This window comes from Neokomagataea anthophila (assembly GCF_018122595.1).
Classification (GTDB): Bacteria; Pseudomonadota; Alphaproteobacteria; order Acetobacterales; family Acetobacteraceae; genus Gluconobacter; species Gluconobacter anthophilus.
In genome coordinates this window covers 46,273-71,043 of sequence record NZ_JAGRQH010000009.1, presented here as the reverse complement: position 1 = coordinate 71,043, position 24,771 = coordinate 46,273, and the positions used below count along the sequence as shown (strand labels likewise).

Genomic DNA, 24,771 nt, shown 5'->3' with positions numbered 1-24,771 from the left:
ATACAACAACTCAAGTGAATTATAATGAATAAAGACAGATTGGACGTGTCACGGTTTAGTTCCTGACCTTTAAGACCGAAGATGGTCGAGAAGGAGCATTGGATGGGACGAGTTTACAAGGCTGAGTTTAAGCAAGAAGCAATCTGATTGGCGCTGAGTAGTGGGGTGTCTCGTGACCGCATTGCGCAAGACCTAGGCATTGGTGCATCGACGCTGAAGAAATGGATTAGGAACGAGCCAGGCTCCATCTCAGTCATCTTCTCCGTCCACGGACTATGAAACCTTATTACGCGAGAATGAGAGATTACGTAGTGAGAACCTGCTTCTTCAGGAGGAGAGGGAACTGTTAAAAAATTCACATCATGGCTTTGTTTTGCGCTTGGGAATAAAATCTCTAGCGGTATGATTTTATCATCACGGGCCCGTCGTTCCTCCAGTCGTGCGGCAGCACTTCTACGTCTGGCGGCCACAACAATTGGCCGCAGTGATACGGCGTTGGGAGCCTTTTACCGACGCCTATCCGCTCGCGTAGGGAAAGCCAAAGCTGTGACCGCTACAGCCCGGAAAATAGCGGTGTTGTTCTACAATACGCTCAGACATGGCATGGTCTACACAGACCCGGGAGCCGGACAATACGATGAAATCCATCGCAAGCGGGTTGTCTCCAACCTCCATCGATGCGCCCAGTCCTTGGAGTTCGTATTACAGCCTCTCCCGGGAGACCTTGGGCAGGGAGTTTCTTAGGAAGGCGACACAGTTCTTCGCGAGGCAAAAGACGTGAGATTTGCGTTTCTATCGCGCTATCATGGGCCTCTTCCGCGTGGACGAGCTTGCCGTTTATTTGGCATCACGGACCGAGGCTTAAGGGCCCGGAAGCGACGTCCTGTGAGTACGCGCAAACGGCAGGATGCTGCTTTAGTCGTACATATTCGCACCCTTCATACGCAAAACCGTCAACGTTATGGCCGACCACGTATGACGGCAGCGTTGAAAGCATTGGGTTTTTCTGTTGGACACCGTCGTATAGGGCGCTTGATGCAAGAGCAGAAGCTGCGTGTTATTCGGACACGGCGCTTCAAAGTGACCACCAACAGTGCGCATAATCACGTTATTGCCCCTAATCATCTGCACCAGAACTTCTCGATCACAATGAAAAACCAGAAATGGGCTGCCGACCTGACGTATATTTGGACGCGTGAAGGCTGGGTCTACCTTGCTGTGGTGCTCGACCTCTTCTCGCGTCGTGTCATCGGATGGAGTACGGGGGCACGCATGACAACGAAGCTCGTGTTGAGCGCTTTGGAGCGCGCCATTGCTGTGCGACAGCCAACATCCGGCTGTGTCCATCATGCCGATCGCGGCTCCCAGTATTGTTCCGAAGAGTACCGTAAACGGCTTGTTGCGCATGGCTTCATCGTTTCCATGAGCCGCAAGGGCAATTGTTGGGATAACGCCGTGACAGAAAGCTTCTTTAAAACACTGAAGGCCGAACTGATTTGGCGGCAATCATGGAGCAGTCGACAGGAGGTCGAACAGGCCATCGCAGATTACATTCATAATTTCTACAATACCAAGAGGCTCCATTCCGCTTTGCAGTGGAAAAGCCCCCTAGATTATGAGCGCAAGGCCGCTTAACACATAACCAAAGGTCCGGAACAAAACCGTGACACGTCCACCTCACAGAGACTGAATAAGATTTCTAAAATCAAAAGCAACTGAACCTAAGTCTGGACAACGGAGCAATCTGTTCTTCAAAAACAAAATTTTTTGCTATTCTAACTTTTATCCTCCCAATTAATGTAGAATAAATGTAATTACAAATAAACTTACAAAAATAATTAGTTTTTTTGACTGATTTTAGGGTTCATAATTTATTATGCAAAGTTAATTTATTATTTACAAATTTAATTAATTAAAAAGTTTATAGTGTTATACGGTATATTGTGGATATTAATAGGATTAACCAATGAAACACATTGTTTGTTTTTTGTCATCAATCCCCTTTTTGTGGGGGGTAGCTGAGGCTAATGACGCCATAAATTCTTCTTATGTACAGACAACGGTTACGATTGCCGGTGGTACACAGCGTCCATTATCTGATAGATTGTCTGATTATGTAAGTATAAAGGATTTTGGTGCAAAAGGTGATGTTGTAAGTAAAAATGTTGTTGAAAATATTAAGGATGGATCTAGTGAAATTATATTAGATAGTATAGATAATTTAAAAATAGGAATTATAATTCATGGGGCGGGGGCTGACGGTAAATATTTTCCAGATGGTACTGTTATTAATAGTATTAATGGAAATAAAGTTGTATTATCTGCGAATTCAATAAATAAAATACCAGTAGGTACAGTATTAGATTTTGGTGGGGCAGATGATAGTGTGGCTATTTCTAATGCCGTAGAATATGCGTGTAAAAATGACTTATACGTTTTATATCCATCTGGTAGGTATTATGCTCCCAATGTAAATTACTCCTGCTCTGGGTTGTATTTTAAGCTTGACCATGCATCATTATCTAGTGCATCAAGTGGAATACCATCTAATCCTGACCAGTCTCAGATATTTTCTTTATCTGGTAGTTCTATTATTGGGAACTTAAATTCACCGCAAACACAAAACGTGTCATATATGTCTGGTGTATTTTCAGGTACTGGTTCATTAAATTCGTATCAACATAATATTCAATCAATTGTCGGTAGGAATAATGATCCATATAATAGTTATCTGAATACAGATGGTAAATCTGTTTTGGCTACCCATGATGCTGTAGGACAATTTATTTCAATGTCTCAGCCAAGTACTAATACATTCGGTAATACTTGGGTATGGAACCATGTTCTTGGGCTTGATGAAGGATCAAATGGATCTGCTGTAATTGGGGAAGCGCAAATATTAAATAATAGAACAACTAATGGCAGTGATTTTGATGGAGTTAACACAGTAGGTGGTTATGATGAAATATATAATTGTACATCACAATGTTTATATGCCCATTTCTTTCAAGGTAGTCCCAATAATAAGCCAGGTCTAACAAATGGACTTGTATTTAGGCGTGGTGCAGTAGCCAATATTGATATTGGGCAACTTGCTGCCGCATATGTACAACCGGACGGATCTACGTTAGCTTCCAGCCATGCCACTGATTGGGCTATTTATTCTAGTGGATTAGGTTTTTTTCAGTCATTGCACGTTGGAGGAGGGAATTCCATTGGTGATGTGATGTCAAACAATGGTTTAAATGTTACAGGTGATGGAACATTAAATGCAGATAATTCAAATATAAATAAATTAAATTCACAATATAGTACAGTATCAAGGTCATTATCTTTGGCGTCAAATGATAAAAATATAACTCCTGTTTTAGATTTCATAAATAATAATGATGGAGATAGTTCTTCAATAATGAGAATTATTTCTACAGAGCCTGGTAAGTTAAAATTTTTAAGCAATGGGTCTGAATTGTTATCAATTCAAAATAATGGTATATATTCATCTGAGAATATTACGATGAATAATAATACAATTTCAGGTGCTAAATTAATATTATCAGCAGTTGATCATCTTCATCTTCCTTCTGGATCTATAAGTGCTGGTTTACAAGTATGGTGTACGGATTGTTACTCACGCGCGCCCCTACAATTTAATTATAATGTTCCTGGAATACCTGTAGTGTGGAATGGGTTAAATTGGACAGATTTGGAGGGATATTTATACGGTCTTACGCCAAATCCATTATACTTGCAGTTACAGTCTATGAGCAAAGCTCAAATTTTATCTATCAAGGGAATGTCTGAAGGATCTATGATACAAGACAATGATGATCATGCGCCAGTCATATATGAGAATGGATCCTGGCATTTAATTCAACTAGGCGATGTTATTAAATAAGTAGCCCAATGACTTGCTCGATGAAACATTTTATTTAGATGTTTCATCGAGAAAAACTTATAATGTTATAGTCAATTTTGTTATAAATACAGTATAATAAGAAAATATTGTTTTATTTAAAATGTGAATTATGTTTCGATTAAATATAATTATCTCATAATATATTTTTTCAGCTGAAGGAATCCAGCTTTTACTTTTTTAGAACGCACATGACTTGGAAACCCTTGATGGTCGCATAACTGTTTTCAGGCTTCTGAAGCCGCGGACCGGCTTGATCGTTTGTGTGGGCTTGACGCGAGCCTTTTCCTATGGCCCGAATTTTGAGATGTTCAGCCCTGATCTGGACCCTGGCACTGGCCTAATTCAGATGGCAGCAGAAGGTGGCGTTCACTTTTTGATGCGGTTTTGACGTCCAGACTCTGCTGATCCTGAGGCTGGACAGCTTCTTCGGTGGGCGTACAGAGATTCCTAATCAATGATCGCTTGCCTTTTATGCATTTTTTTGGTCTGGGGCTATCGGACCGAGTGCCGGATACCAAAACGGTCTGGCTGTTTCGTGAGCGTTTGACGTAGACTGGTGCGGTTGAAATTCTATTCAATCACTTTGACCTCTCTTTGAGGAACGTTGGTTATCTGCCAATGTCGGGCAATAGAATACCGTCTATAATATGCGCCGCTTTACTCTTTTTTGGAGAGAATGAAGGTGTGCACGTAGCAATCTATATGATGGTAATTTCTGATCCGCTACAAACACAGAGTGAATATTAGGGCTAGGAAGTAGAAACAAACATATTAAAAACCTAATATCAAGCGGGGCGAGCCGCTCAGCAGCTCTTGGAAGTCTCCGATCGACCTCGTAAATCGCTTGACATAAGTAATGATTTTTCCTTACTTTATTCTTGGTTTAGGAGGTCACAATGACGACGCTACTGAAAGACGAAAGTACCCTTACCTCAAAAGGGCAAGCCACAATTCCCAAAGCTGTTCGGCAAGCCCTTGGTGTTGATTATGGGGGACGCATCGCTTTTATCGTGGATGACAACCGTCGCGTCACAATCGAGAAAGTGGCTGAAGAGGCGCATGACCCCGTTATTGAGTCCTTCCTGTCTTTTCTTACTCGGGACATGACGAACAACCCAGACACCTCTCTTCTTCCAATGCCGGGTGCGTTGCGTGAACGCATGGGCGCACTTGTCAGCGCGGTGGATGATGATCTCGAGGGTGCCATTGATGGTCCTGTGGCACTTTAATCATGTCCGTCGTGAACGGTTGGACCCTCCTTGCGCATCCCCTTTTTCTCGACCAACTGGAAAAGCTGACGGCTACTGTTGAGGCAGTGAAGGCCAAAAAGCCCGATGACTACCAAAGTAATGCCAATACCAAACTTCTGGCGGCGCTAAACCGATTAGTGTTTGAGCGTATTCCGGCTGATCCGACATTGGCCATTTACCGGCAGGGTTCTACACTTGGCGGTGATACCAAACATTGGTTCCGGGTTAAATTTGGCAATGGTCGTTTTCGTCTCTTTTTCCGCTATAGCTCGGCGGCAAAAATCATCATTTTTGCTTGGGTCAATGACGAAACAACCTTGCGGACCTATGGCGCAAAAAACGATGCCTACCGGGTTTTCAAGGGCATGTTAGACAACGGCCAACCGCCCAATGATTGGGAAGAGTTGTACCGAGCGGTCTCTCAAAAGACTGTGGCAGAGCGGCTCACGGCTGCGTCACCCTCAGTGTGAGACAAGAGAATTTTAGCTTCGTGTCCATAAAAATCAGAGCATTATAAACGTTAAATAGATCGCGGGAGCGTAAAAGTGGGTTGGATTTTAGAAGGCATCTTTGCCACAAAAATTGGTTTCGCAACGCACCAAAACGCTATCCCCCTTATTCGTGAAATCCGCATTGTACCACCGCAGGATAGCGCATCGCTGCATGATGTGGTTCTAACACTCACATCAGACCCCGCTTGTGTTCAAGCCAAGACATGGCGGATTGATCGCTTAGATCCTGGTGTTGAACAGGTCATTGAAGACCGTGATGTTACGCTCGAAGCGCACCAGCTCAGCACATTGACGGAAGGGCTTAACGGAACGCTCACGTTACGTCTGACCGATAAAGAGGGGGCACTCCTTGCGGCCTCGGAAAGCCCGATTGACCTGCTTGCCCATAATGAATGGGGCGGCTCGACGACCATGGCCGAGCTTTTGCCGGCTTTTGTGATGCCCAATGATCCAGCCGTCGATAAAATGATCAAAGCGGCTTCGGATGTTTTGCGCAGTGCCGGGCGTCCCGATGCGCTGGACGGTTATAAAAGCAAAAAACGAGAGCGCGTTTGGGAAGTCACATCTGCAATCTGGTCAGCTCTTGCCGGGTTGCGTCTAACCTATGCGTTGCCCCCCGCTTCTTTTGAAATGACGGGTCAAAAAATCCGTACACCCTCGCAAATTATGAGCGGTGGTGTGGCGACGTGCCTTGATACAGCATTATTCTTTGCGGCAGCCCTTGAGCAGGCTGGCTTGCATGCTGTGGTGGTTGTGACTGAAGGCCATGCTTTCACAGGTGTATGGTTACAACCTCTCGAATTTGCCACCATTCTCACAGAAGAAGCCGCGGCACTGCGTCGGCGTATCGACCTTGACGATATCGTTATCTTCGAAACGACGGGGGTGACGCATAAAGTCCCTTCGTCTTTCAACGAAGCCATCAAAGCCGCACGGCGTCAGCTTTCGGAAGAGGCTGACGCGCAATTCCGTATGGCCGTTGATATACGACGCGCACGGTTGCAAAAAATCCGCCCATTAGGCGTTGTTGCTTCGGAGAGTGAGGCGTCCGATGAGGCAACCCGCGTTATACGCGAAGGATTAGAAGTCGCCCCGTCTCTACCAGCTTTTGATACGGATATTCTCAAAGACGAAACACCAGACTCTCCGACAGGCCGCATCCAGCAATGGCAGCGCAAACTGCTCAATCTGACGACGTCGAATAATTTGCTCAGTATCCGTAGTGGTAAGAGCATGCTCCGGCTGCATTGCCCCAGCCCCGCTGTGCTAGAAGATATGCTTGCGGCAGAGAAGATCTTACGTCTTGTTCCTATGCCGGACCTGGCCGCTAGCGGTCGGGATCAAAAGATCTATGAACAACAAAACCACGCGACCTTGGCGGATGAGCTGGCAGAACAGGCGTTGCAACGCCTGGAGGTCATGTCTGAACTCCCCAAAGATAAGCTCGATGCGGCTCTCATCGAGCTCTTCCGTAAGACCCGCGCCAGCTTTGAGGAAGGTGGGGCCAATACACTCTTTTTAGCCTTTGGTGTTTTAAAATGGAAAAAATCACCGAATGATGAAAAGGCGTATCGTGCGCCTTTGATCCTTGTCCCCGTGCAACTCGACCGTAAGAGCGTGCAATCGGGTATGACCATGAAAGCGCATGAAGATGAGGCGCGGTTTAATCTAACGCTCTTGGAGCTTTTACGCCAAGATTTTGCTCTGGAAATTCCGGGGCTCGACGGGGATTTGCCCAAAGATCAGAGTGGCCTTGATGTTGACGCCATCTGGCGCCGTGTGCGCGAAGCCGTCTGCGACATGCCCGGTTTTGAGGTTGTTCCAGAGGTTGTGCTTGGCAGTTTCTCTTTTGCCAAATATCTGATGTGGCGGGATCTGGTCGAACGGGGCGCAGATCTCAAAGAAAGTCCCGTTGTGCATCACCTCATTGAACGCGATGGCAGCGTGCATCTTGATGATGGTGATGATTTCCCAAAAGCCGAGCAGATGGATCAGCGGGTCGATCCTGCGCAATTATTCACGCCCCTGCCCGCGGATAGCTCGCAACTCGTAGCCGTTTATGCGTCCGCAGAAGGGCGGAATTTTGTGTTGGATGGACCGCCCGGAACCGGGAAGAGCCAAACCATTGCTAATATCATCGCGCATAATATGGCGCTTGGTCGGCGCGTTTTATTTGTCGCAGAAAAACAAGCAGCGCTTGATGTTGTGCAAAGACGGTTGGCTAGCAAAGGGCTGGGACCATTTTGCTTGGAATTGCATTCGGCAAAAGCCACAAAGTCGGCCGTCCTCAAACAACTGGATAGTGCCTGGACGGCCCGGGACAGTTTTACGGCCGAAGAATGGGCGCGTGAAGCGAATGATATTCGCCGTTTGCGTGATGAACTCAATGATGTGGTGAAGCTGCTCCATGCGCCTGATCCGAATGGATGGACACTTCACCGTGCCATTGGGCGGGTGGTGCGCGATTGGACAGACGCGACACCCCGTTTAGTTTTCCATACGGGAACACGTCATTCCGAAGAGGAGATGATAACGCTCCGTGAGAATGTACGTCGTCTTGGGATTGCGCGTAAGGCTGTGTCTGATCTTCCGTCAGATTTGAAGATCCTCGCCTGCTCAGAATGGTCCAATGCGTGGCAGGATCGTCTTGTTGCTGCGGCAAGAGCTCTACCAGAGGCCATAAAAACCGTCGAACGCACACGCGACGACGTTTTGGCAGCAACGCAGTTCAACACTGAGATTGCCCTTCAGGCTGAGCCCGATCAGATCGCCGCTTTAGTTGAAGCCTGCTTGGCGACATACGGGCACGATATGGCCTGTGCGTTCTTGCCTGATATTGAGCGGCACATCACCTCGGCTCAGGAAGGGTTGGACCTTCTCGACGCGTACCGCACTGACGAAGCGACACTCAGTACGACCTATGCGCATGACGCAGTCCGAAAACTTGAGATTGAACCGTTACAAGCCGATCTAGCAGCGGCGCTCGGTAAGATGTGGCCTATGTCCGGATTGGCGCGCCGTAAAGTTGCCGCGTCCCTGACACAAGCTGGTGGTTGCAAGGAGACGGCGGACCCTGAGAAAGACCTGCCAAAGCTTTTGGCGATGCGTACGACCCTGACACAATGCGATGCGGCGTTTCAGGCGGCGTCTTCTCTTCCGGGGCTAAAGGGCACACAAACAGAGCGCGCGGTCATTGAGGCAAGCATCGCGCGGATACGCACGCTGCGGGCAGCTATGGCTGTTTTGGCTACGGATCCAGCCGCCATGGCGGAGCTGAAAAGCACCGTCACACGGTTAGTGGTGGACGCGCATGACCTGCTCATACCCGGAGGGAATATTGCCAATGGTTTAGAACGCCTCAAAGAGGCACTGAGCGCGCTAAAAGAGAAAGGTGAGGTCTTTACGGGCTGTGCGCAGATTGCCCCAACGGCAGGGTTTGAGGAGATCCGTCTCTGTGCGGCGGCGATTATGGCCTATGGGCCGCGCTTAAATGCCTGGACGGCCTGGCAACGCGCTCGCAACGAAGCCGTGCAGGCCGGGATACTGCCTATCGTGCAAGGTCTGGAAGACGGCACGGTCGCGCCGGATCCGGATGAAGCGCTCTCAGCCTTTGATACGGCCTATGCCAAATGGTTTGCAGCCACGCGTATCGACGCAGAGCCGCTACTCAAGCACTTCGTTGCGGGTGAGCAGGAGGATCGTATAGACCGTTTCCGCGCCGTTGATGAGCGTATGAGTGACCTCTCCTCGCGTTACATCCGGGCACGAATTTGCGGTCAAATTCCTGATAAATCGGCGCGTGGGAAGAAAGATGGCTTTGCCACCTTACGCCATCAGCTTCAGTTGCAGCGGCCCAGTAAGCCTATTCGTAAGCTTGCGTCTGAAATGGGCGAAGCGTTTACCCAGCTTGCGCCCTGTATGCTGATGAGCCCGTTATCCATCGCGCAATACCTTCCACCAGATCAGGCGTTGTTTGATCTCGTGATCTTTGATGAAGCATCCCAAATCACGCCATGGGATGCGATCGGTGCAATGGCCCGCGCCAAACAAGTCATTGTGGCTGGTGATCCACGTCAAATGCCGCCCAGCAATGATTTCCAGCGCTCCAGCGGTGTGACCACTTTGGTCGATGATGATGCTGTGCAAGATTTGCCAAGCATTTTGGATGAATGCCTTGCGGCGGGTGTGCCTAGTCATCGGTTAAGCTGGCATTACCGTAGTCGCCATGAGAGCCTGATTACCTTCTCCAATAGCCGCTATTACGGCAATGAGTTGGTCACCTTCCCCGCCCCTGAAACACGCGCCAGTGCGGTAACATGGAAGAAGGTGCCGGGTGTGTATACTCCCGGTGTTCGGACCAACCCGATCGAAGCGCAAGCCCTTGTCGCTGAAGTCGTCCAACGCCTCCGGGACCCCAATTTTGTGGACGGGAAAGGCCAACCGCTCAGCTTGGGCATCATTACCATGAATGCCGAACAGATGCGGTTGGTGGAAGATTTGCTGGATAAGGCCCGTCAGGAACATCCAGAGATCGAACCGCATTTCAGTGCCGATGACCGTGAGGAGCCGGTGGTTGTGCGGAACCTTGAGACGGTTCAGGGGGATGAGCGCGATCTCATTCTGCTCGGGGTGAATTTTGGCCCGACTGAGCCGGGCGGTCAGACCATGTCCATGGCGTTCGGAAAATTGAATGGCAATGGTGGTGGGCGCCGTCTCAACGTGGCGACTACCCGAGCGCGGTGTGAAATGGTGGTGTTTACCTCCTTTGACCCAAGCATGATTGATCTTACGCGCACCTCAGTGGAAGGCGTTCGGGATCTGAAAGCCTTTATTGATTTTGCGAACCGAGGCCCGCGTGCTCTTGCCGAGGCCGTGAAAGGGTCAATGGGCGGGTCTGATTCCCCGTTTGAAGATGCGGTGACATGGGCGTTGCGCAAGCGGGGCTGGACGGTTGTTCCGCAAGTAGGTGTGTCGAAATTCCGTATTGATATGGGGGTTGTGCATCCTGACCGCCCTGGAGATTACTTAGCCGGCGTTGAATGTGATGGTGCGTCGTATCACAGCGCCGCAACAGCCCGAGACCGCGATAAAGTGCGCCAAGCAATCCTTGAAAAACTGGGATGGACACTGGTGCGGATCTGGTCGACCAATTGGTGGCATGACAAAGAGGGCGAAGCGCAAAAACTCGACGACCGCCTGAAGGAACTCTTGGCTGCGGATCGTCAGGCCCGCGAAGAGCGGGAAAAGCGTGCTGTGCCCGCGCCGCCTGAAACGCCCTCAGAACCCGTGCTTGAGTCTGCTCCGGAGACAGTACAGCTGGCAGAACGTACAGAGCCTTTTCATGCAGGTTTACCGGCAGCAGCAGTTGGCGCTGAGTTTCAACCCGTGGTGCAGCGTGAAGCCCCGAAGCCGAGAGTAGAAGAAAGCGTTTATCGGGCAACACCGCTGACAAGCTTTAACTACGACATCAGTGCCGACGATTTTAACAAGAAAACCTATGACCCGATCCTGAAGAAACTCATTGCGCGGACCGTGCATCAGGAAGCGCCGCTTTCGGAGGATCTCTTGGTCCAGCGGATTGCCCGCGCGCATGGGTTTCAGCGCAGTGGCCGCTTAATTCGGGAGCGGATTATGACAATAGCGTCGCGCCGCTATTTCCTTGAAACAGAGCCGGAGGGGGAGACGATCATCTGGCTTAAAGCCGAGGACCGTGACGTGTGGTCACAAGCGCGGGCTCCTGAGACTGAGAATGACATTCGTCCCATTGAGCAGATTGCGCTTCAGGAGATTAAAGCTGCGCGTCAGGGACGTGATGTGGAGGAGGTGGCGCTATATTTCGGGATACGCAGGCTTTCAGCGAAAGCACGGGCGCGTATTGAGGGAGCGTAGGATGGCCTGATAGGCCAAACTGCATAAATCTTGATACATCATGATCGATCATGATAGCTTTTATGTCTGACTGGAGAGACGAAATGGCCCCTATCCCCCGCGAGAAGTTCGCGACCCAGGTTGACCCGAACATCCTGCAGGCCGTGCGCGAACTGGCACAGACTGAGGGACGCCAGCTGCAAGCGCTGGTCGATGAAGCGCTGGCGGATTTGCTTGAAAAAAGGAAGCAGAACCGGCCACGCCCCTCTGTCATGGCCGCCTACCAATCCAGTCATGAGACCTTCGCGCCGCTTTATCGTAAGCTGGCAGAGTGACCGAGTATCTGACGCTGGTGGAAGTTCTGGCTATCCATGACGATCAGATAGCCCGTTACGGTGGGTCTGCCGGACTTCGTGATGCAGGCTTGCTGACGGCCGCTCTCTATCGGCCACAGACGGGTTATTATGCCGACCTGATCGAAGAAGCCGCCGCTTTGTGGGAAAGCCTGTCACAGAACCATCCGTTCATTGATGGTAACAAGCGTACAGCTTTTGCCACGACGTACACATTCTTGGTGATCAACGGCGCACAATGGGTTGCTGATGCCCAGGCGACAGAAGACTTCTTACTTGGCCTCTATGCGTCCGGGGAGTTCAGCTTTGAATCGTTAGACCGGTGGCTCCGTCGTTCGGTGCACATTGAGGAGCGGTGAAGGGCATTGGGCCGTTAGAAACATTTCTTCAATTGGTTCGTTCCTGTAGAACGCAGGAAGACTAATAGCCTACGCCTTTCATAGCAGCCAGGTCAGTGACTGCTATGAGGGGGGGAACGGACGGTCTGTTTTGGAGAACTTTCTTTCACAAAAATCTGTTATTCTGAAAATACTACGAGATTTTAGCTAACCTCGATTATGTTGGAGGAGAGAATCACAAAATTCTGTTTATAAATGCCCGAGTGGCGAATATAACTTCAAATAATATAATACGAGCAGTTAGATGAGCAAAGAAAAATTTAGAAATATAAATATATTGTTTTCATATAAAGATTTTTATACTGGAGTATATAAAAACCCAATTTCAAAATATTGTTTTTCATCTATAGATTCTTTGTGTTTAGTTTCTTCTTTGTCATTTTCATCTTTGATGGAAAAGAGATTTATTAAATGGTCATTAAGTCATATTGTCCCGCCTCAGAAAAAGAAATATTATGCGAACTCTGAACGTCGAATGTATGGGCGACCACAGATATTAGAATGTTGGAAAATTATTTTTACTAGAATCAATTCAATTTCAGAAATAAGAAATTCTCATAGTAGTTTGAAGAATATTCATAAATTAATACTTTATATAAATGACTATTACGATAAAGATATGGAAAATATGATACATGTTTCAGCTAAAAATGTCATTCTGAATTCAAATAAGGATTTCAGAAATATTTTATACAGATCAATAAAAATAAAACAAAATTCACTATTAAAAAAATATATAGAATTATTTGAAAATAAAGTGGGTTTTGATTTAAATATTTATCTATATGTAATATACAGTATACTGTGTGATTATACCGTAATCGTAAATAACGATGGATTTACTTTTCCAATAGAAAGTACGAATTGGATATTCAATGTTAATGAATTTTCAAAAAAATGCAGTGTAGAAATTTCTACAATAAAGAAGATAATGAAATACGTTTCGTGCTCTCTACACGATGCAAAGGATTTTTCGACAAGAACGATCAACAACAAGTCTGATCATTCGTTATTCAGGGATAAACCTTTCCTGCAATTATCTGAGAACGAATATATTCCCATCGATGGTGGGTATGCAAAGGACCTTCTTTTCGAAAATTTGTTCCATAAAATTCATTACGAAAATAACAAAGATATAAAATTTTTCTCAGATTTTGGAAAATGCTTCGAAGAATATGTGCAAAATATAACAAAATTATTTTGCGAAATGAGCTCAAGTATGAATTACGAGTATATTCCGGAATTTGCTGCAGGCCCTAGAAAATCACGGATTTTATCTCCCGACGCAATGATTTTGGACCAGGAAAGGAAATCTGTTTTGGTAATAGAAGTTAAATCAGCAAGGTATTTGGATGGAGTTATTTCTTCAGATGATGATACTCAATGTGTAAATAGTAGCTTAAAAAAAACGCAATATAACCCACTCTTGCAAAGCTACAAAACCATTAGTGATATTGTGCATAAGGGATGGAGTGAAAAAATAAACGCAAAAAGAGATTATTTATTTCTTGCAGTTTCTATGAACGAAATTCCTTATTTGCCCCAAAAAATAGAAATTAAAAATGAAGAACAAGATGTCTCAAGAGCTATGTTTTCAGTAGGAGTTGATACTTATGAGTTTCTTTTATTATCAGCTTCTCGGCAGAGAACTCACTCTATACATAATATAATATATAATTATGGTCCTTACAGAACAAGTGAAACTATTAAAAATTACGTTATATTATATAATAGAAGGATGACTACCGAAGGGCTGATGGAAAAAAAAGGATTAATGCTTGATACTATATTTAATTATAACATTGAATTCTGCATGAAGTATAATAAATGAACTTCTCTTTTATGTCGGCTTTTAGATAAAGAAATTTGCTGGATATGTCTGAAAAGACGGCGTAAGCAGACCTACTGCTTACGCCTAATAGCGGACTTTCACTCTAAGCGTCGATATCAGAAGGTTTGAACCCAGCGTTAATTAGGTTTTACTTTTAAACAGATATGTATTCTAAGGCTTTTTAAAGTGCCCATTGCAGTGGAAAGATAAAACTCATGCCACAGAACATCCTTATTGAGTTTGCTAAGGACCATTATAGATATGGGTTGATTGGACTCGATGAGTATATTGAACGTGTAACGATTGCTAGATGGCTCTATAACGACCATGCTACGTATGGTGACCCACGAGGTGAAAGCGGTGAAGATCAGGAGGAAAAAGACGACTTCCCTCCCGATGATGCTACCGTAACGGGAGCTCCAGCTAATCCAGATGAACCAGACGATGAGGATTATTTATGCTTTCTATTTCAGGGCTGGATCTTTACTAAGGCAGATCCCGATCCATATCCATCAACTCCCCATGGTCATTGGCAGAACCAAAACCGACCATGGCCAAAGCTTAATCCCTATACTGGTCGTGTTTTCGCGGACAAACATAATGAAAATAAGTCGATGCGTCTAACAAAGCGTGAAATGAGGGTATTGTGGAACGACCAGAAATTTAGGGGTTTTTGCCGCGATTATTTAAAATGGTACTTAGCTACATTTCCTTACCATGACTTTGGAGTGTCTTATATATTTCGCCTACCACACTGGTAAGAATGTAAGTTTACAAAGTATAGAATAGATCATTCCGTGTAATATGGGGCGAAAAACCAAGGGAGGCAGTTCAGGTACGAGTATGTTAGCTTTCTCGTTTGAGTCGTCTTGTGAGCCGACCTTCCGATTTCCCCAATAAACAGCCCTTGGCTGGGCTGCTCGGTCGAGCCAAGGGCTGTTTGAGTGATTGTGGTCAAAAGCTTACCAAACACGCTCCTGCCCTTCCACTTCACGAAGCGTTGCGACCGCCGTACAGACATACTCTTCAGCAATGGCGTCAATTTCGTCAAAGAGATCCGCTATCTCAGCAGTGAGATCATGCTCTGTGCGCGTGTACTCAGCAGGAATAGCTAATCTATACTCGCCCTTCTCGTTCTTCTGCACATCGTAATCTTCCGCCAGCATGTCCTCAATTTCAGCGTGCAGCGAAGAGAGGTTTAGTCTGAAGGCGGACTGGCTCTGAACGGTCAGAGTAAGGGTCGCAATGAAGGGCTTTGCGCCCACAGGTACGTCTTGAACAACCGCTTTTGCTGGCCGTATGCGAACACCGCCATTTGGATAAGATCTTAGATATTGATAGAGGGTTTCCCGGCTTATTCCGTACTCACGGGCAATCGCAGCTTTTGTCTCACCGTCACTGATACGCTGGAGAATGTCTGCAACCTGTTCGTGAGACAAAACCCGCTTTCGGCCGCGATAGGCACCACGCTTTTTAGCTAATGCAATACCCTCGCGCTGTCTTTCTCGAATAAGAGAGCGTTCAAACTCTGCAAAAGCGCCCATTACCGAAAGCATCAGTTTGGGCAAAGATTCATCTTTGTCTGAGAAAATAAGACGCTCTTTGACAAACTCAACACAAACGCCTTTTCGCGTCAGCGTGTGCACCAAGTTGCGGAGGTCATCGAGATTACGCGCTAATCGGTCCATACTATGCACGACGACGATGTCGCCTTCACGCACGAAGGCCAGAAGCTCATCGAGCTGAGCCCGCTGAACATCTTTGCCGGACGCTTTATCGGTGAAAACCCGATCCAGTATTTCGCCATCCAATTGACGATCAACGTTTTGATCGAATGTACTCACACGGACATAACCGACTCTTTGCCCCTTCAACGCCCTCTTCTCCCCTAAATGTCATGTTAGTCTCTAAGAGGTTTGGGGACGAATGTCATGAATATAGTAAAACCGTTTTATACTGACGGATTCTGAGCAAGTGCCATGACGCCATTCTGGGATATACCCCAAAATGACACAGTACGAATTTCTTCTTTTTGGAATTTTTCGTGGCGTAGAAGATGCTTAATGTATATACTATATGAATATACATTGGAGATTCATGATGTTGACCCGCACGACACTTTTTCTCTCGAACCGCACTCAGGCGGTACGCCTGCCCAAGGCTGTTGCCTTCGCGCCAGATCTGAAAGACGTGGTCATCATCTCCGATGGCGCACGTCGGATCATTGCGCCGGCCAATGCTGCTTGGGATGATTTCTTTGCCTCTCCCGGTGTTGAACTGGCGCCCCGCACTCAGCCCGAGATGCAGGAGCGAGAAAGCTTCTGATGCTCCGCTTCTTACTTGATACGAATTTCTGTATTCGTGTGCTGCGTGATCGACCACAAGGGTTGAGAGAACGCTTCAATGATAATGCGGAAGCACTCTGCATCTCTGACGTCGTATTGTATGAACTCCTTTACGGTGCAGAGAAGTCTCAGGATCCCGTAAGGCACCGCCGCCAAGTCGAGCTTTTCGCCGCCCGGTTGGATGTTTTGCCTTTTGATGACGATGCTGCTGCCCACACGGCAGAAATTCGGGCCGATTTAGAAAACAGGGGCTGTGTCATTGGGCCGTATGATCTCATGATCGCTGGCCACGCGCGCAGCCGAGGGCTTATTGTCGTAACCGGAAACCTTCGTGAGTTTACAAGAGTACATGGTCTTCGCTCAGAGGATTGGCTATCAAAATGAGGATGCCTCGGAAATCGTATTTCTCAAAGAGGCCATCGTGTGGACGGTACGCTAAAAACGTTTGTCATGAACAATAGAAGAACGTCTGGGTGGCGTACCGTCCACACGATGGCCTCAAAGACTTTCGATTACAAATCGGTCTAAAATTTCATATATCAGCCCTGATACCCAAGCAGTTATCTATATTATAAGATGCAAATATATCAGAATATTTGTATGATTTCTCAATAATTTGTCTATTAAATGATTTAGTTGTTCTGTTTTCATTTCTTGACTTGTTCTGAGGAATAGGCATTAAAACTATGTTTCTTGTGACAGGAATAGCCTGAAATAATGGAATAATTGAGAATATATAATCACCCTCTTCAAATACCCATATATACCAATACTTATAAGATTTATCCATTAGTGTTTTCAATTCATGATTAATTATAAGACCATGAATAAATCTACTATCTATTTTACCATTTTCACCGTAAATAATATTATTTTTTTCTAATTCATCTTTTTTCATTTGTTCTATTGTCGAGAATGTTTTTATCTTAGAAAGATAAATATCATTTAGTGGATTTTTGGAAAAATTACCGCGCAGATACCAAAGATTATATAATCTATTGCATATATCATTCTGATCCTTACTGAAAGACATTTCTGTGTTCGATTCTATTTTATCACATAGTCTCTGAAAATCATCTTCTATTGGTTTTGATATTTTCGTTTCACAGTTCTCGTCCCAGCACCTATTTACACAAAATAATGGATTGTCTGTCGAGACGTGCGTTTTGATTTTGTGACGAAGACTCACAACGTCCAGTAATTTTCTGTTTCCTGAAATTCTATCCAATATCTTTTTTGGGAGAAGGTGCTGGTTCCTAGTAATCTGAAATGGGTTTCCCTTGGCAACAGGCGCTTTCTTTCTCTTGTCTGTTCTGACCGTTATAGGAGGCTTAACGACCTCTCCTTCAAAATCAGGGATAATTTTCAGTTCTATCTTATATTTTTTATTTTCCATTTTTGTTAATCCTCCCAGTGGAAAAGGGCCCTAAGTGGCCCTGTTGCAAAGTTAAGTCCGGGTTGAGTGCATCCCATTTGTTTTGATTTTCAAACGGCTTAGAAGCTGAATTGTCTTTCGATGAGACGCACTTCTCCCATGATACCCTCTTGGAACTGGAAGAGTTCAGCTTGTCCCTTTTTCAAGGCGCGCATAACCTCGAAGCCTTTAATGGTTGCATAAGCGGTTTTCAGGCTTTTGAAGCCACGGACCGGCCTGATCAGTTGTTTGAGTTTGCCGTGATCGGCCTCAATCACGTTGTTCAGATACTTGATCTGACGGTGTTTCACCGTGTCGGGAAGCTTACCGTTCTTCTTGAGTTCGCTGATGGCTATGCCGTAGGTTGGGGCTTTATCCGTGTTGATTGTCTCGGGCTTTTCCCAGTCCCTCGGGCCGTTTAGAGCTTTGCCCAGAAAGCGTTTGGCCGCCTTAGCGCTCCGGGTCGGCGAGAGGAAGAAATCAATCGTATCACCGCCTTTGCCGATAGCACGGTACAGATAGGTCCATTTTCCTTTGACCATAATGTAGGTCTCATCAACTCGCCAGCTGCTGGAAAACCCCGGACGTTTCCAATGCCAGCGTAAGCGTTTTTCCATCTCGGGTGCATACCTCTGAACCCAGCGGTAGATCATTGAATGATCAACGCTCACGCCCCGCTCGGCCAACATGGTTTCCAAATCCCGGTAACTAATCCCATAGCGGCAATACCAACGCACTGCCCATAGGATCACCTCACCACCAAAATGACGACCCTTGAAATCACTCATCTACCAAGCCCTACGCTAACACCGGCAGCGGTTTCCAACAGGATATTCAACTTTGCAACAGGGCCCGGCATGGAAGCAACGGCTAAAACGCCAATGAGACGTCTTTCAGTTTCTAGAGTGTGCCGGCTGATAGCCCCAACGGGCGCAATACCCAAAAACATCCATTTTCAAACAGATGGTTATCCAGCCCCCTCCTTTCATATCAGATGATCGTTAATCACCCACCTTAAAAACGAAGACCAGCTTTCTCTTCATCCCGGAAAAGAAAAAATGACAATCTAGACTAAGACCGCGTAGAGTTGGGTTTGCATACTGCGATATTCACGCATATGGATCATATATAAATCAGCTTCTTCATTCGTATACGAGGGCTCGATAGTGAAAGATATCAAGGATAACTTCTCAGCAAATAACGATTTTCCGTACCGGAGTTCTCCCCCAAAGCGCGTGGTAATGTTTGCTGGAACACCACGGTCGGGTAGCACCTTCATCTGCCAGAAATTCTGGCGCACAGGTCTACTAGGCGCCCCTTTGGAGTACGCCAATGATGGAATTAACCACGATTTAAAACAAAATATTGGCGATCGGACATTTTCTGAATATTGGCAAGATATACAAAAAAGAAGAACATCACCGAACGGTATTTTTTCATTTAAGATGTTCATACCAATACTCTCTCGCGCAATGCAGAAATATCACGGGGCAATCGAAGCGTTCCGTTTCGATGATGTTGTCTTTATCTATCGCGAAGATATCGTCGCCCAAGCAGTTTCCTACTATCGAGCAACTCAGACACGGGTATGGTTCAAAACTGACAAGGAGCATCAAAATATAAGCTCTAATATCGAGTACGACTTCTATAGAATTAAAAAGCTTCTCCAAATAATATTGCAGAACAACAAGTTGTGGGAACGTATTTTCATATCTCTCTCTGTGAATCCCCACGTTATAAAGTACGAAGATGCCGTCAGGTCTGATTCATATATCATGAATATTATAGAAGAACTTAATTTAGAATATTCTCCGGATTATGTCCCTAATATGTTCTCCTTCGTTATGAAGCAGGGCGATGAAATAAATCATATTTGGAAAGATAGGTTTTTATATGATCTAAATAAATCAGGCGGTTACCACGCCCTGTTAAATAACGATACTCTACCGTTTTTCTTGAGAAGGGGGTGAAATATGAGCTAACCCATCTAGTCTTTGAAGTGTACAAATTCTATGATGAGCTAAATTTTGCTACTTTAACGGAATATGCGATTGCAGGATCATAATGTTAAAAGACCTATACACGCGAGAGTACAATGAAAATAATTCCGAAAATGACATCGGTAAAATACAAGATACCGCATCTACCGGTTTTACGGTGTCATCTTTCGCCGTGGCCGTGGGGCTCTTAAGCATTGCTACCGTTGTAATATTCACTAACTACTCTAGACACCTAACCGCCGGAGGTCAAATCGTCCCTAACTCTGGTATGGCAATTATACTATCTCCGGTCACAGGAATCGCTTCAAACATTCTAGTTCAAGACGGATCAAAAGTATCTAAGAATAGTTCATTACTCACCATAGATGTAGAAACACACTCTAAATCTGGACCCACTCCAAAGCTTGTTGCAGCAGAACTTTACGCCGAGGAAGAAGACCTTCTTCGAGAGCAGGCTCTTCGGAAAATACAATATGAAACAGAAAGGCAAACGCTAACACAACAAAATATTCTTCTTACAGAGGAGCTCGACCATGAGAGACAGGCTGCCAAAAAAGAAGAAATCGTGCTTTCCGTAATGCAGAACGAGTTCAAGATAATCCAGCAGGAAAGACGTCTTGGCCTCGCAACAAATCAACAAGTTCAGGATCAACTGTATAGTATATCTCAGATTTCACTTGCCCGGTCCCAGCTATTAAATTCTGAGTCACAAACATTCGGACAACAATTGTCAGTTCAAGAGAAATTAAAGGATGGTCCCAGCACACTTGAAAGTGATTTAACTAAAATAAGCTCTCAACTGTCGGATGTAAGGCAAAGAATTGTCAATAATGAGCCCAAAGATAACGTCGAAATTATCTCCACAACCTCTGGTGTAGTAAGTGGCTTCAGCGTTCACGACGGAGAGCCAGTCGAGAAAGGGCAGCAAATTGCAGTGATTCTTCGCCCAGATACCACTCTCGTTGCCGAAGTCTATCTTGATGATGCTGCCGCCCCATTGGTACATAAAGGGACTTCCGCAGAACTGGAGCTATCAGCCTTTCCTATTCAAGAATATGGTCTGATTCACGGTACAGTCATTGCCGTTTCGACTGCTCCTTCTGCTCCTGTAACATCTGATCGTATCGCTATCGAGCAACGGAAACAAACAGAAGACAACTCGGAAACTCCAGTAGTCAGTTCAAAGTACAGAGCGTGGATATCGCTAGACCCAAAAGATATTCGCAGATTAGGCGATGGACTCGGAATTCCTGCAGGTAGTCATGTTTTGGCACATTTATCTGTTGACACACGACCGCTGTATTCGTGGGTAATGGATCCTCTCCGGACAATTGACACGACAGGCGTTGATTTCTCGCTCACTTTGAAACAACACTGATAATAGTATCCCCTTCTTTAAAATTTCGCCAAAAGACAAAATTATGAAGAAAATAAAGCCCATACTTCAGGACGACGATTGTGAATGTGGATTGGCTTGCCTGGCGATGGTTTTATGCTTATTTGGGTATCCAACTGACCTACCACACATGAGACGACGCTCTGTCGGTTTTGAACGTGGCATGTCTTTCCGCTCATTAATTGATACTGCGGCTCACTTTAAACTCGATGCACGCCCTGTAAGGCTCGGTGCTCAGGAAGCGCGAACTCTAAAAAAAGGTACAATTTTACATTGGGCCGGGGACCATTTTGTGGTCTTCATCTCTTATAGATTTGGCCACTATCGAATTATCGATCCTGCTGTCGGCGCTAGGCGGATAACCGACCAAGAGTTTTGCAGCTCGTTTACTGGATTTGCTATGGAGATGTCTCCGAACGCTGAGTTCAGTATCCGCCGCTATAAGTCTCCGTCAGTTTTGCCTAAGCTATTATCGGTTATACCTAATATATTTACATCGTTTTCAAAGCTTTTAGTTCTTTCTTTTGGATTAGAATTAATAGTTTTGTTATATCCTATGTTAACTCAAGTGGTTGTTGACGAAGTTATTAGAACAAACGATACAAGTCTAATGTTTAGTGTCGTAGTAGTAGTTTCTGCCCTTGCCATTATCCAATTTGGTATTTCACTGACACGAGATGAGATGTCCGTAAGGTTCAAACAGCGAAGCGCGAACCGGCTTAAGATTACAGTATTGAGGCATCTTGTTGAACTGCCTGTAGAGTGGTTTGGTAAGCGTCAAGTAGGGGATATTGTTAATCGGTTTTCCGGAATATCGACTATCCAAAATGCCTTTACTACGACGTCGATGCAAAACATATTGGACGGAATTATGGCTATAATAACCGGTATAATGGTTATTATATATGGAGGTTGGATAGGTGTAATAGCTTGTATTTCTGTTCTAGTAGACGTTATTATGAAATTAACTATGTATGCGAAATATCGATCTATCACCGTTAGTGGTGCTAGGTTAGATGCACAGCAACAAACCCATTTCCTTGAGTCGATTCGAAATATTGCCTCTGTCAAGATGACTGGGATGCTCAACAAGAGGACTGGAATTTGGGCTAATAAGAACTACGATCTTTCAAATGTCCGGACGATTCAACAGCGCATTGAATTCGTTTGTTCCGCCATTCAAGAACTGGCTGCAGGCATCGATCGTTCCATTGTCTTGTATCTAGGAGGATCTGCAGTGCTGAGTCATCATATGACAGTGGGCTCCCTGATTGCGTTTCTCTCATACAAAGAACAAACAGACCGTCGAATTGCGAGCTTAACAAGTGCATTATTTAGCTTGAGATCTTTGTCTGTCCAGACCGAGCGCCTGAGAGATATCGTAGCGACAGCCCCCGAAGGAGCTCAGATCAGTGATCGAATGAGTGGAAAACAATTCTCTAGTATAAATAGCAACAGTATCTTCGTTTCTGGCATCAGCAAAAAATATTCAAATACCTCTGAGGCGATTTTCGATAACGTTGATGCAACTATATTTCCCGGAAGTCGTGTTATTTTTAAAGGTGTTTCGGGCTGTGGAAAGAGTACATTACTTAAGACAATTATTGGATTAATCGATCCTACAGGTGGGTCCTTAGAAATAAATAACTGCACCAGAAGTCCAGAAAGCCTCCATAAATACAGGTCATATTTTTCTGGTGTATTACAGGATGATTCCTTATTTTCGGGAAGTATACTTGAGAATATTAGTTGTTTTGACCCACGGCCGGACATTTCTCGGGTTGAAGCCGCCGCTCACTCGGCAAGAATACTTGATGATATTAGAAAGATGACGATGGGCTTGCAAACATTCGTCTCGGCCTCAGCGAGCACCCTTTCCGGAGGGCAACGTCAGCGAATTTTACTAGCGAGGGCGATATACCTTGACGCTCCGATATTATTTTTAGATGAAGCAACTAGTAACTTGGATCATGCTTCAGAAGAGGCAATTATGAGATATTTTTGCGATATCAAAAAAACTTTGCTTTATGTTACCCATCGCCGTAGCCTCGATCAATACGCTACACACAGTTTTTCGTTTCTCAATGGTAAAGTTCTATTTACAAAGATTTGATCTTAGAAATATGGGGCACGTTGACAAAAGATCTAGACGATTTGGCTGAGATCTGATTCACTTTCTGGCTGTGGGGTAACGGGCAGAGAAAACAGGCATGGCGCGGGGCGATCTGACGGATCAGGAATGGTTGGTGATTGGGCCGCTCCTGCCACCTGAGCGCGGGCGTTGGGCTCGTCCAGCCGGAGATAACCGCCTGTTTCTCAATGGCATGTTGCATGTTCTGCAGCACAGGCCGCCCTTGGCGGGACATGCATGTGCGCTACGGAAAGTGGAACTAGGTCTATGTCAGGTTCCGGCGTTGGGCTGAACAGGGTGTCTGGGATGGCCTGCCGCAAACCCTTGTAGACCTGGGACTGACTGATGACTGGCAGCATATGGTCGACAGCACCGTAGTCCGTGCCCATTCACAGGCCGCTGGCGCAAAAGAGGGGTTCATTCGGAAGCTTTTGGTCGATCACGCGGCGGCTTTACGAGCAAAACCCACGCCTGATGCGACAATCATGGGCGTCCTCTCGGGTTTGTCCTCACCGGAGGCCAGGTCTCAGACTATAAAGCCACAGACGCCCTGATGAAATTGCCAGTTCCAAACCCCAGAGCAATGCTGGCTGATTGGGGTTATGACAGTGACCGTTTCCGTCAGGAACTTCTGATCCACGGGATTTTGCCGGTTATTCCATCACGCAAAGGCCGTAAAGCTCCTCAGCAAACAGACTGGCAACGATATCGGGACCGCAATCGCATCAAGCGGATGTTCAACAGGCTTAAGCAGATGCGCAGCATTGCAACCCGCTATGACAAGACCGCCTTGTCCTTCATGAGTTTCCTCAACCTCGCTGCCGCAAGCCTCTGGATCAGGTCTTTTGTCAACGTGACCTAAGGTCGCAGGAGGGGTCGAAAAAATACCTACACGCCATCGGGCTAATTATCACGGAAACTTGATACCCTTTAACCGATTTTAATTGCCGAATCGAGTCATTTAGGCCTTATTAATTATTGCGAAGTGTTTCTCTGGTTGAAGAACTCTTCGGTAATCGTAGCTTCTAAGTGGCCTCAATTCTAGGAGAGTTATCCCATGATCAAAAAAGAAAACCGTGATCCCGATACAGATGCCTCCTCGGTGGAAACACCAATTGCGTCGTTTGATAATACGGGAAGGTTTGTAATTACCGATCCGGAAATTTTAATGGCTATTTCTGGCGGAAAGGCAGCAACAGCACAAAAAAATACTCAAGTTGAGGCATTGGACGCTGTCGATAGCAATGACATCGCTCCATCTGACACTGGAATACCTGATCTTTTGCAGTGTGCAGATTATTCATGTGTCACACCTGTGGATACAGCCTGTACTACACCGGCCTAAATAATATTTAAG

The 24,771-nt window shown here is 45.8% G+C and carries 21 protein-coding genes and 2 pseudogenes; 20 read left to right on the top strand and 3 right to left on the bottom strand.

Annotated elements, in window-relative coordinates; all coding sequences use genetic code 11:
* The first annotated feature begins 147 nt into the window (after window positions 1-147).
* From KB213_RS13025 to KB213_RS10645, 12 genes and pseudogenes are all read left to right on the top strand, one after another.
* Window positions 148-279: a hypothetical protein gene (locus KB213_RS13025; RefSeq protein WP_282958329.1), complete on the top strand. Its 132-nt coding sequence runs from the start codon at window positions 148-150 to the stop codon at window positions 277-279.
* A 123-nt stretch (window positions 280-402) separates the two neighbouring features.
* A complete protein-coding gene (locus KB213_RS10695) occupies window positions 403-744 on the top strand; it encodes a hypothetical protein (protein WP_249110500.1) in 342 nt (113 codons plus the stop codon).
* Window positions 745-768: 24 nt separating this feature from the next.
* Window positions 769-1,635, top strand: a pseudogene (locus tag KB213_RS10690) (IS3 family transposase); the annotation flags it as partial.
* A gap of 331 nt (window positions 1,636-1,966) precedes the next feature.
* Window positions 1,967-3,895 carry a hypothetical protein gene (locus KB213_RS10685; RefSeq protein WP_211682985.1) on the top strand — a complete coding sequence of 643 codons (1,929 nt, stop codon included), beginning with the start codon at window positions 1,967-1,969 and terminating at the stop codon, window positions 3,893-3,895.
* A gap of 450 nt (window positions 3,896-4,345) precedes the next feature.
* Window positions 4,346-4,468 (top strand): transposase, encoded by a 123-nt coding sequence (locus tag KB213_RS10680; protein WP_211682983.1) that lies wholly within the window; start codon window positions 4,346-4,348, stop codon window positions 4,466-4,468.
* A 344-nt stretch (window positions 4,469-4,812) separates the two neighbouring features.
* Window positions 4,813-5,145, top strand: a complete 333-nt coding sequence (locus KB213_RS10675) for a type II toxin-antitoxin system PrlF family antitoxin (RefSeq protein ID WP_211682981.1) — start codon at window positions 4,813-4,815, stop codon at window positions 5,143-5,145.
* A 2-nt stretch (window positions 5,146-5,147) separates the two neighbouring features.
* The gene (locus tag KB213_RS10670) at window positions 5,148-5,636 is read left to right on the top strand and encodes a type II toxin-antitoxin system YhaV family toxin (protein WP_211682980.1); all 489 of its coding nucleotides are present in this window, start codon (window positions 5,148-5,150) and stop codon (window positions 5,634-5,636) included.
* 75 nt (window positions 5,637-5,711) lie between these two features.
* The gene (locus KB213_RS10665; protein ID WP_211682978.1) at window positions 5,712-11,567 is read left to right on the top strand and encodes a DUF3320 domain-containing protein; all 5,856 of its coding nucleotides are present in this window, start codon (window positions 5,712-5,714) and stop codon (window positions 11,565-11,567) included.
* An 83-nt stretch (window positions 11,568-11,650) separates the two neighbouring features.
* Window positions 11,651-11,881 carry a hypothetical protein gene (locus KB213_RS10660; RefSeq protein WP_211682976.1) on the top strand — a complete coding sequence of 77 codons (231 nt, stop codon included), beginning with the start codon at window positions 11,651-11,653 and terminating at the stop codon, window positions 11,879-11,881.
* Complete coding sequence (locus KB213_RS10655) at window positions 11,878-12,258, top strand: type II toxin-antitoxin system death-on-curing family toxin (protein ID WP_211682974.1); 381 nt, start codon at window positions 11,878-11,880, stop codon at window positions 12,256-12,258. Before KB213_RS10660 ends, KB213_RS10655 begins: the two co-directional genes overlap by 4 nt.
* A gap of 283 nt (window positions 12,259-12,541) precedes the next feature.
* Entirely contained in the window at window positions 12,542-14,128 is a 1,587-nt protein-coding gene (locus KB213_RS10650) for a hypothetical protein (protein ID WP_211682972.1), read from the top strand.
* 215 nt (window positions 14,129-14,343) lie between these two features.
* Window positions 14,344-14,889, top strand: coding sequence for a hypothetical protein (locus KB213_RS10645; RefSeq protein ID WP_211682969.1), 546 nt, complete (start codon window positions 14,344-14,346; stop codon window positions 14,887-14,889).
* 201 nt (window positions 14,890-15,090) lie between these two features.
* Here the strand turns inward: KB213_RS10645 and KB213_RS13020 are convergent, their stop codons facing one another.
* Window positions 15,091-16,002 (bottom strand): recombinase family protein, encoded by a 912-nt coding sequence (locus KB213_RS13020; RefSeq protein ID WP_211682967.1) that lies wholly within the window; start codon window positions 16,000-16,002, stop codon window positions 15,091-15,093.
* A gap of 223 nt (window positions 16,003-16,225) precedes the next feature.
* Here KB213_RS13020 and vapB point away from each other — a divergent pair, with 223 nt between their 5' ends.
* Window positions 16,226-16,453 (top strand): type II toxin-antitoxin system VapB family antitoxin, encoded by a 228-nt coding sequence (gene vapB, locus KB213_RS10635; RefSeq protein ID WP_456306878.1) that lies wholly within the window; start codon window positions 16,226-16,228, stop codon window positions 16,451-16,453.
* A complete protein-coding gene (gene vapC / locus KB213_RS10630; RefSeq protein ID WP_211682966.1) occupies window positions 16,453-16,857 on the top strand; it encodes a type II toxin-antitoxin system tRNA(fMet)-specific endonuclease VapC in 405 nt (134 codons plus the stop codon). The genes vapB and vapC overlap by 1 nt, the downstream gene beginning before the upstream one ends.
* Window positions 16,858-17,005: 148 nt before the next feature.
* Here the strand turns inward: vapC and KB213_RS10625 are convergent, their stop codons facing one another.
* Together KB213_RS10625 and KB213_RS10620 are read right to left on the bottom strand one after the other, a co-directional pair.
* Window positions 17,006-17,869 carry a hypothetical protein gene (locus KB213_RS10625; protein ID WP_211682964.1) on the bottom strand — a complete coding sequence of 288 codons (864 nt, stop codon included), beginning with the start codon at window positions 17,867-17,869 and terminating at the stop codon, window positions 17,006-17,008.
* Between the two features lie 98 nt (window positions 17,870-17,967).
* Window positions 17,968-18,675, bottom strand: a complete 708-nt coding sequence (locus KB213_RS10620; RefSeq protein ID WP_211682962.1) for an IS6 family transposase — start codon at window positions 18,673-18,675, stop codon at window positions 17,968-17,970.
* 378 nt (window positions 18,676-19,053) lie between these two features.
* On the opposite strand from KB213_RS10620, the gene KB213_RS10615 reads away from it, so the two are divergent.
* The 6 genes and pseudogenes from KB213_RS10615 to KB213_RS10590 all read left to right on the top strand — a co-directional run bounded on the left by KB213_RS10615 (window position 19,054) and on the right by KB213_RS10590 (window position 24,759).
* Window positions 19,054-19,857 (top strand): Stf0 family sulfotransferase, encoded by an 804-nt coding sequence (locus KB213_RS10615; RefSeq protein ID WP_211682960.1) that lies wholly within the window; start codon window positions 19,054-19,056, stop codon window positions 19,855-19,857.
* A 94-nt stretch (window positions 19,858-19,951) separates the two neighbouring features.
* Window positions 19,952-21,265: an HlyD family secretion protein gene (locus tag KB213_RS10610; RefSeq protein ID WP_211682958.1), complete on the top strand. Its 1,314-nt coding sequence runs from the start codon at window positions 19,952-19,954 to the stop codon at window positions 21,263-21,265.
* A gap of 43 nt (window positions 21,266-21,308) precedes the next feature.
* Window positions 21,309-23,396, top strand: coding sequence for a peptidase domain-containing ABC transporter (locus KB213_RS10605; RefSeq protein ID WP_211682956.1), 2,088 nt, complete (start codon window positions 21,309-21,311; stop codon window positions 23,394-23,396).
* A 97-nt stretch (window positions 23,397-23,493) separates the two neighbouring features.
* On the top strand, window positions 23,494-23,706 hold the full coding sequence (locus tag KB213_RS10600; RefSeq protein ID WP_211682954.1) for a transposase: 213 nt from the start codon (window positions 23,494-23,496) through the stop codon (window positions 23,704-23,706).
* A 243-nt stretch (window positions 23,707-23,949) separates the two neighbouring features.
* Window positions 23,950-24,276 (top strand): annotated as a pseudogene (locus tag KB213_RS10595) (transposase); the annotation flags it as partial.
* A gap of 195 nt (window positions 24,277-24,471) precedes the next feature.
* Window positions 24,472-24,759, top strand: a complete 288-nt coding sequence (locus KB213_RS10590; RefSeq protein WP_211682952.1) for a hypothetical protein — start codon at window positions 24,472-24,474, stop codon at window positions 24,757-24,759.
* Window positions 24,760-24,771 lie beyond the last annotated feature (12 nt).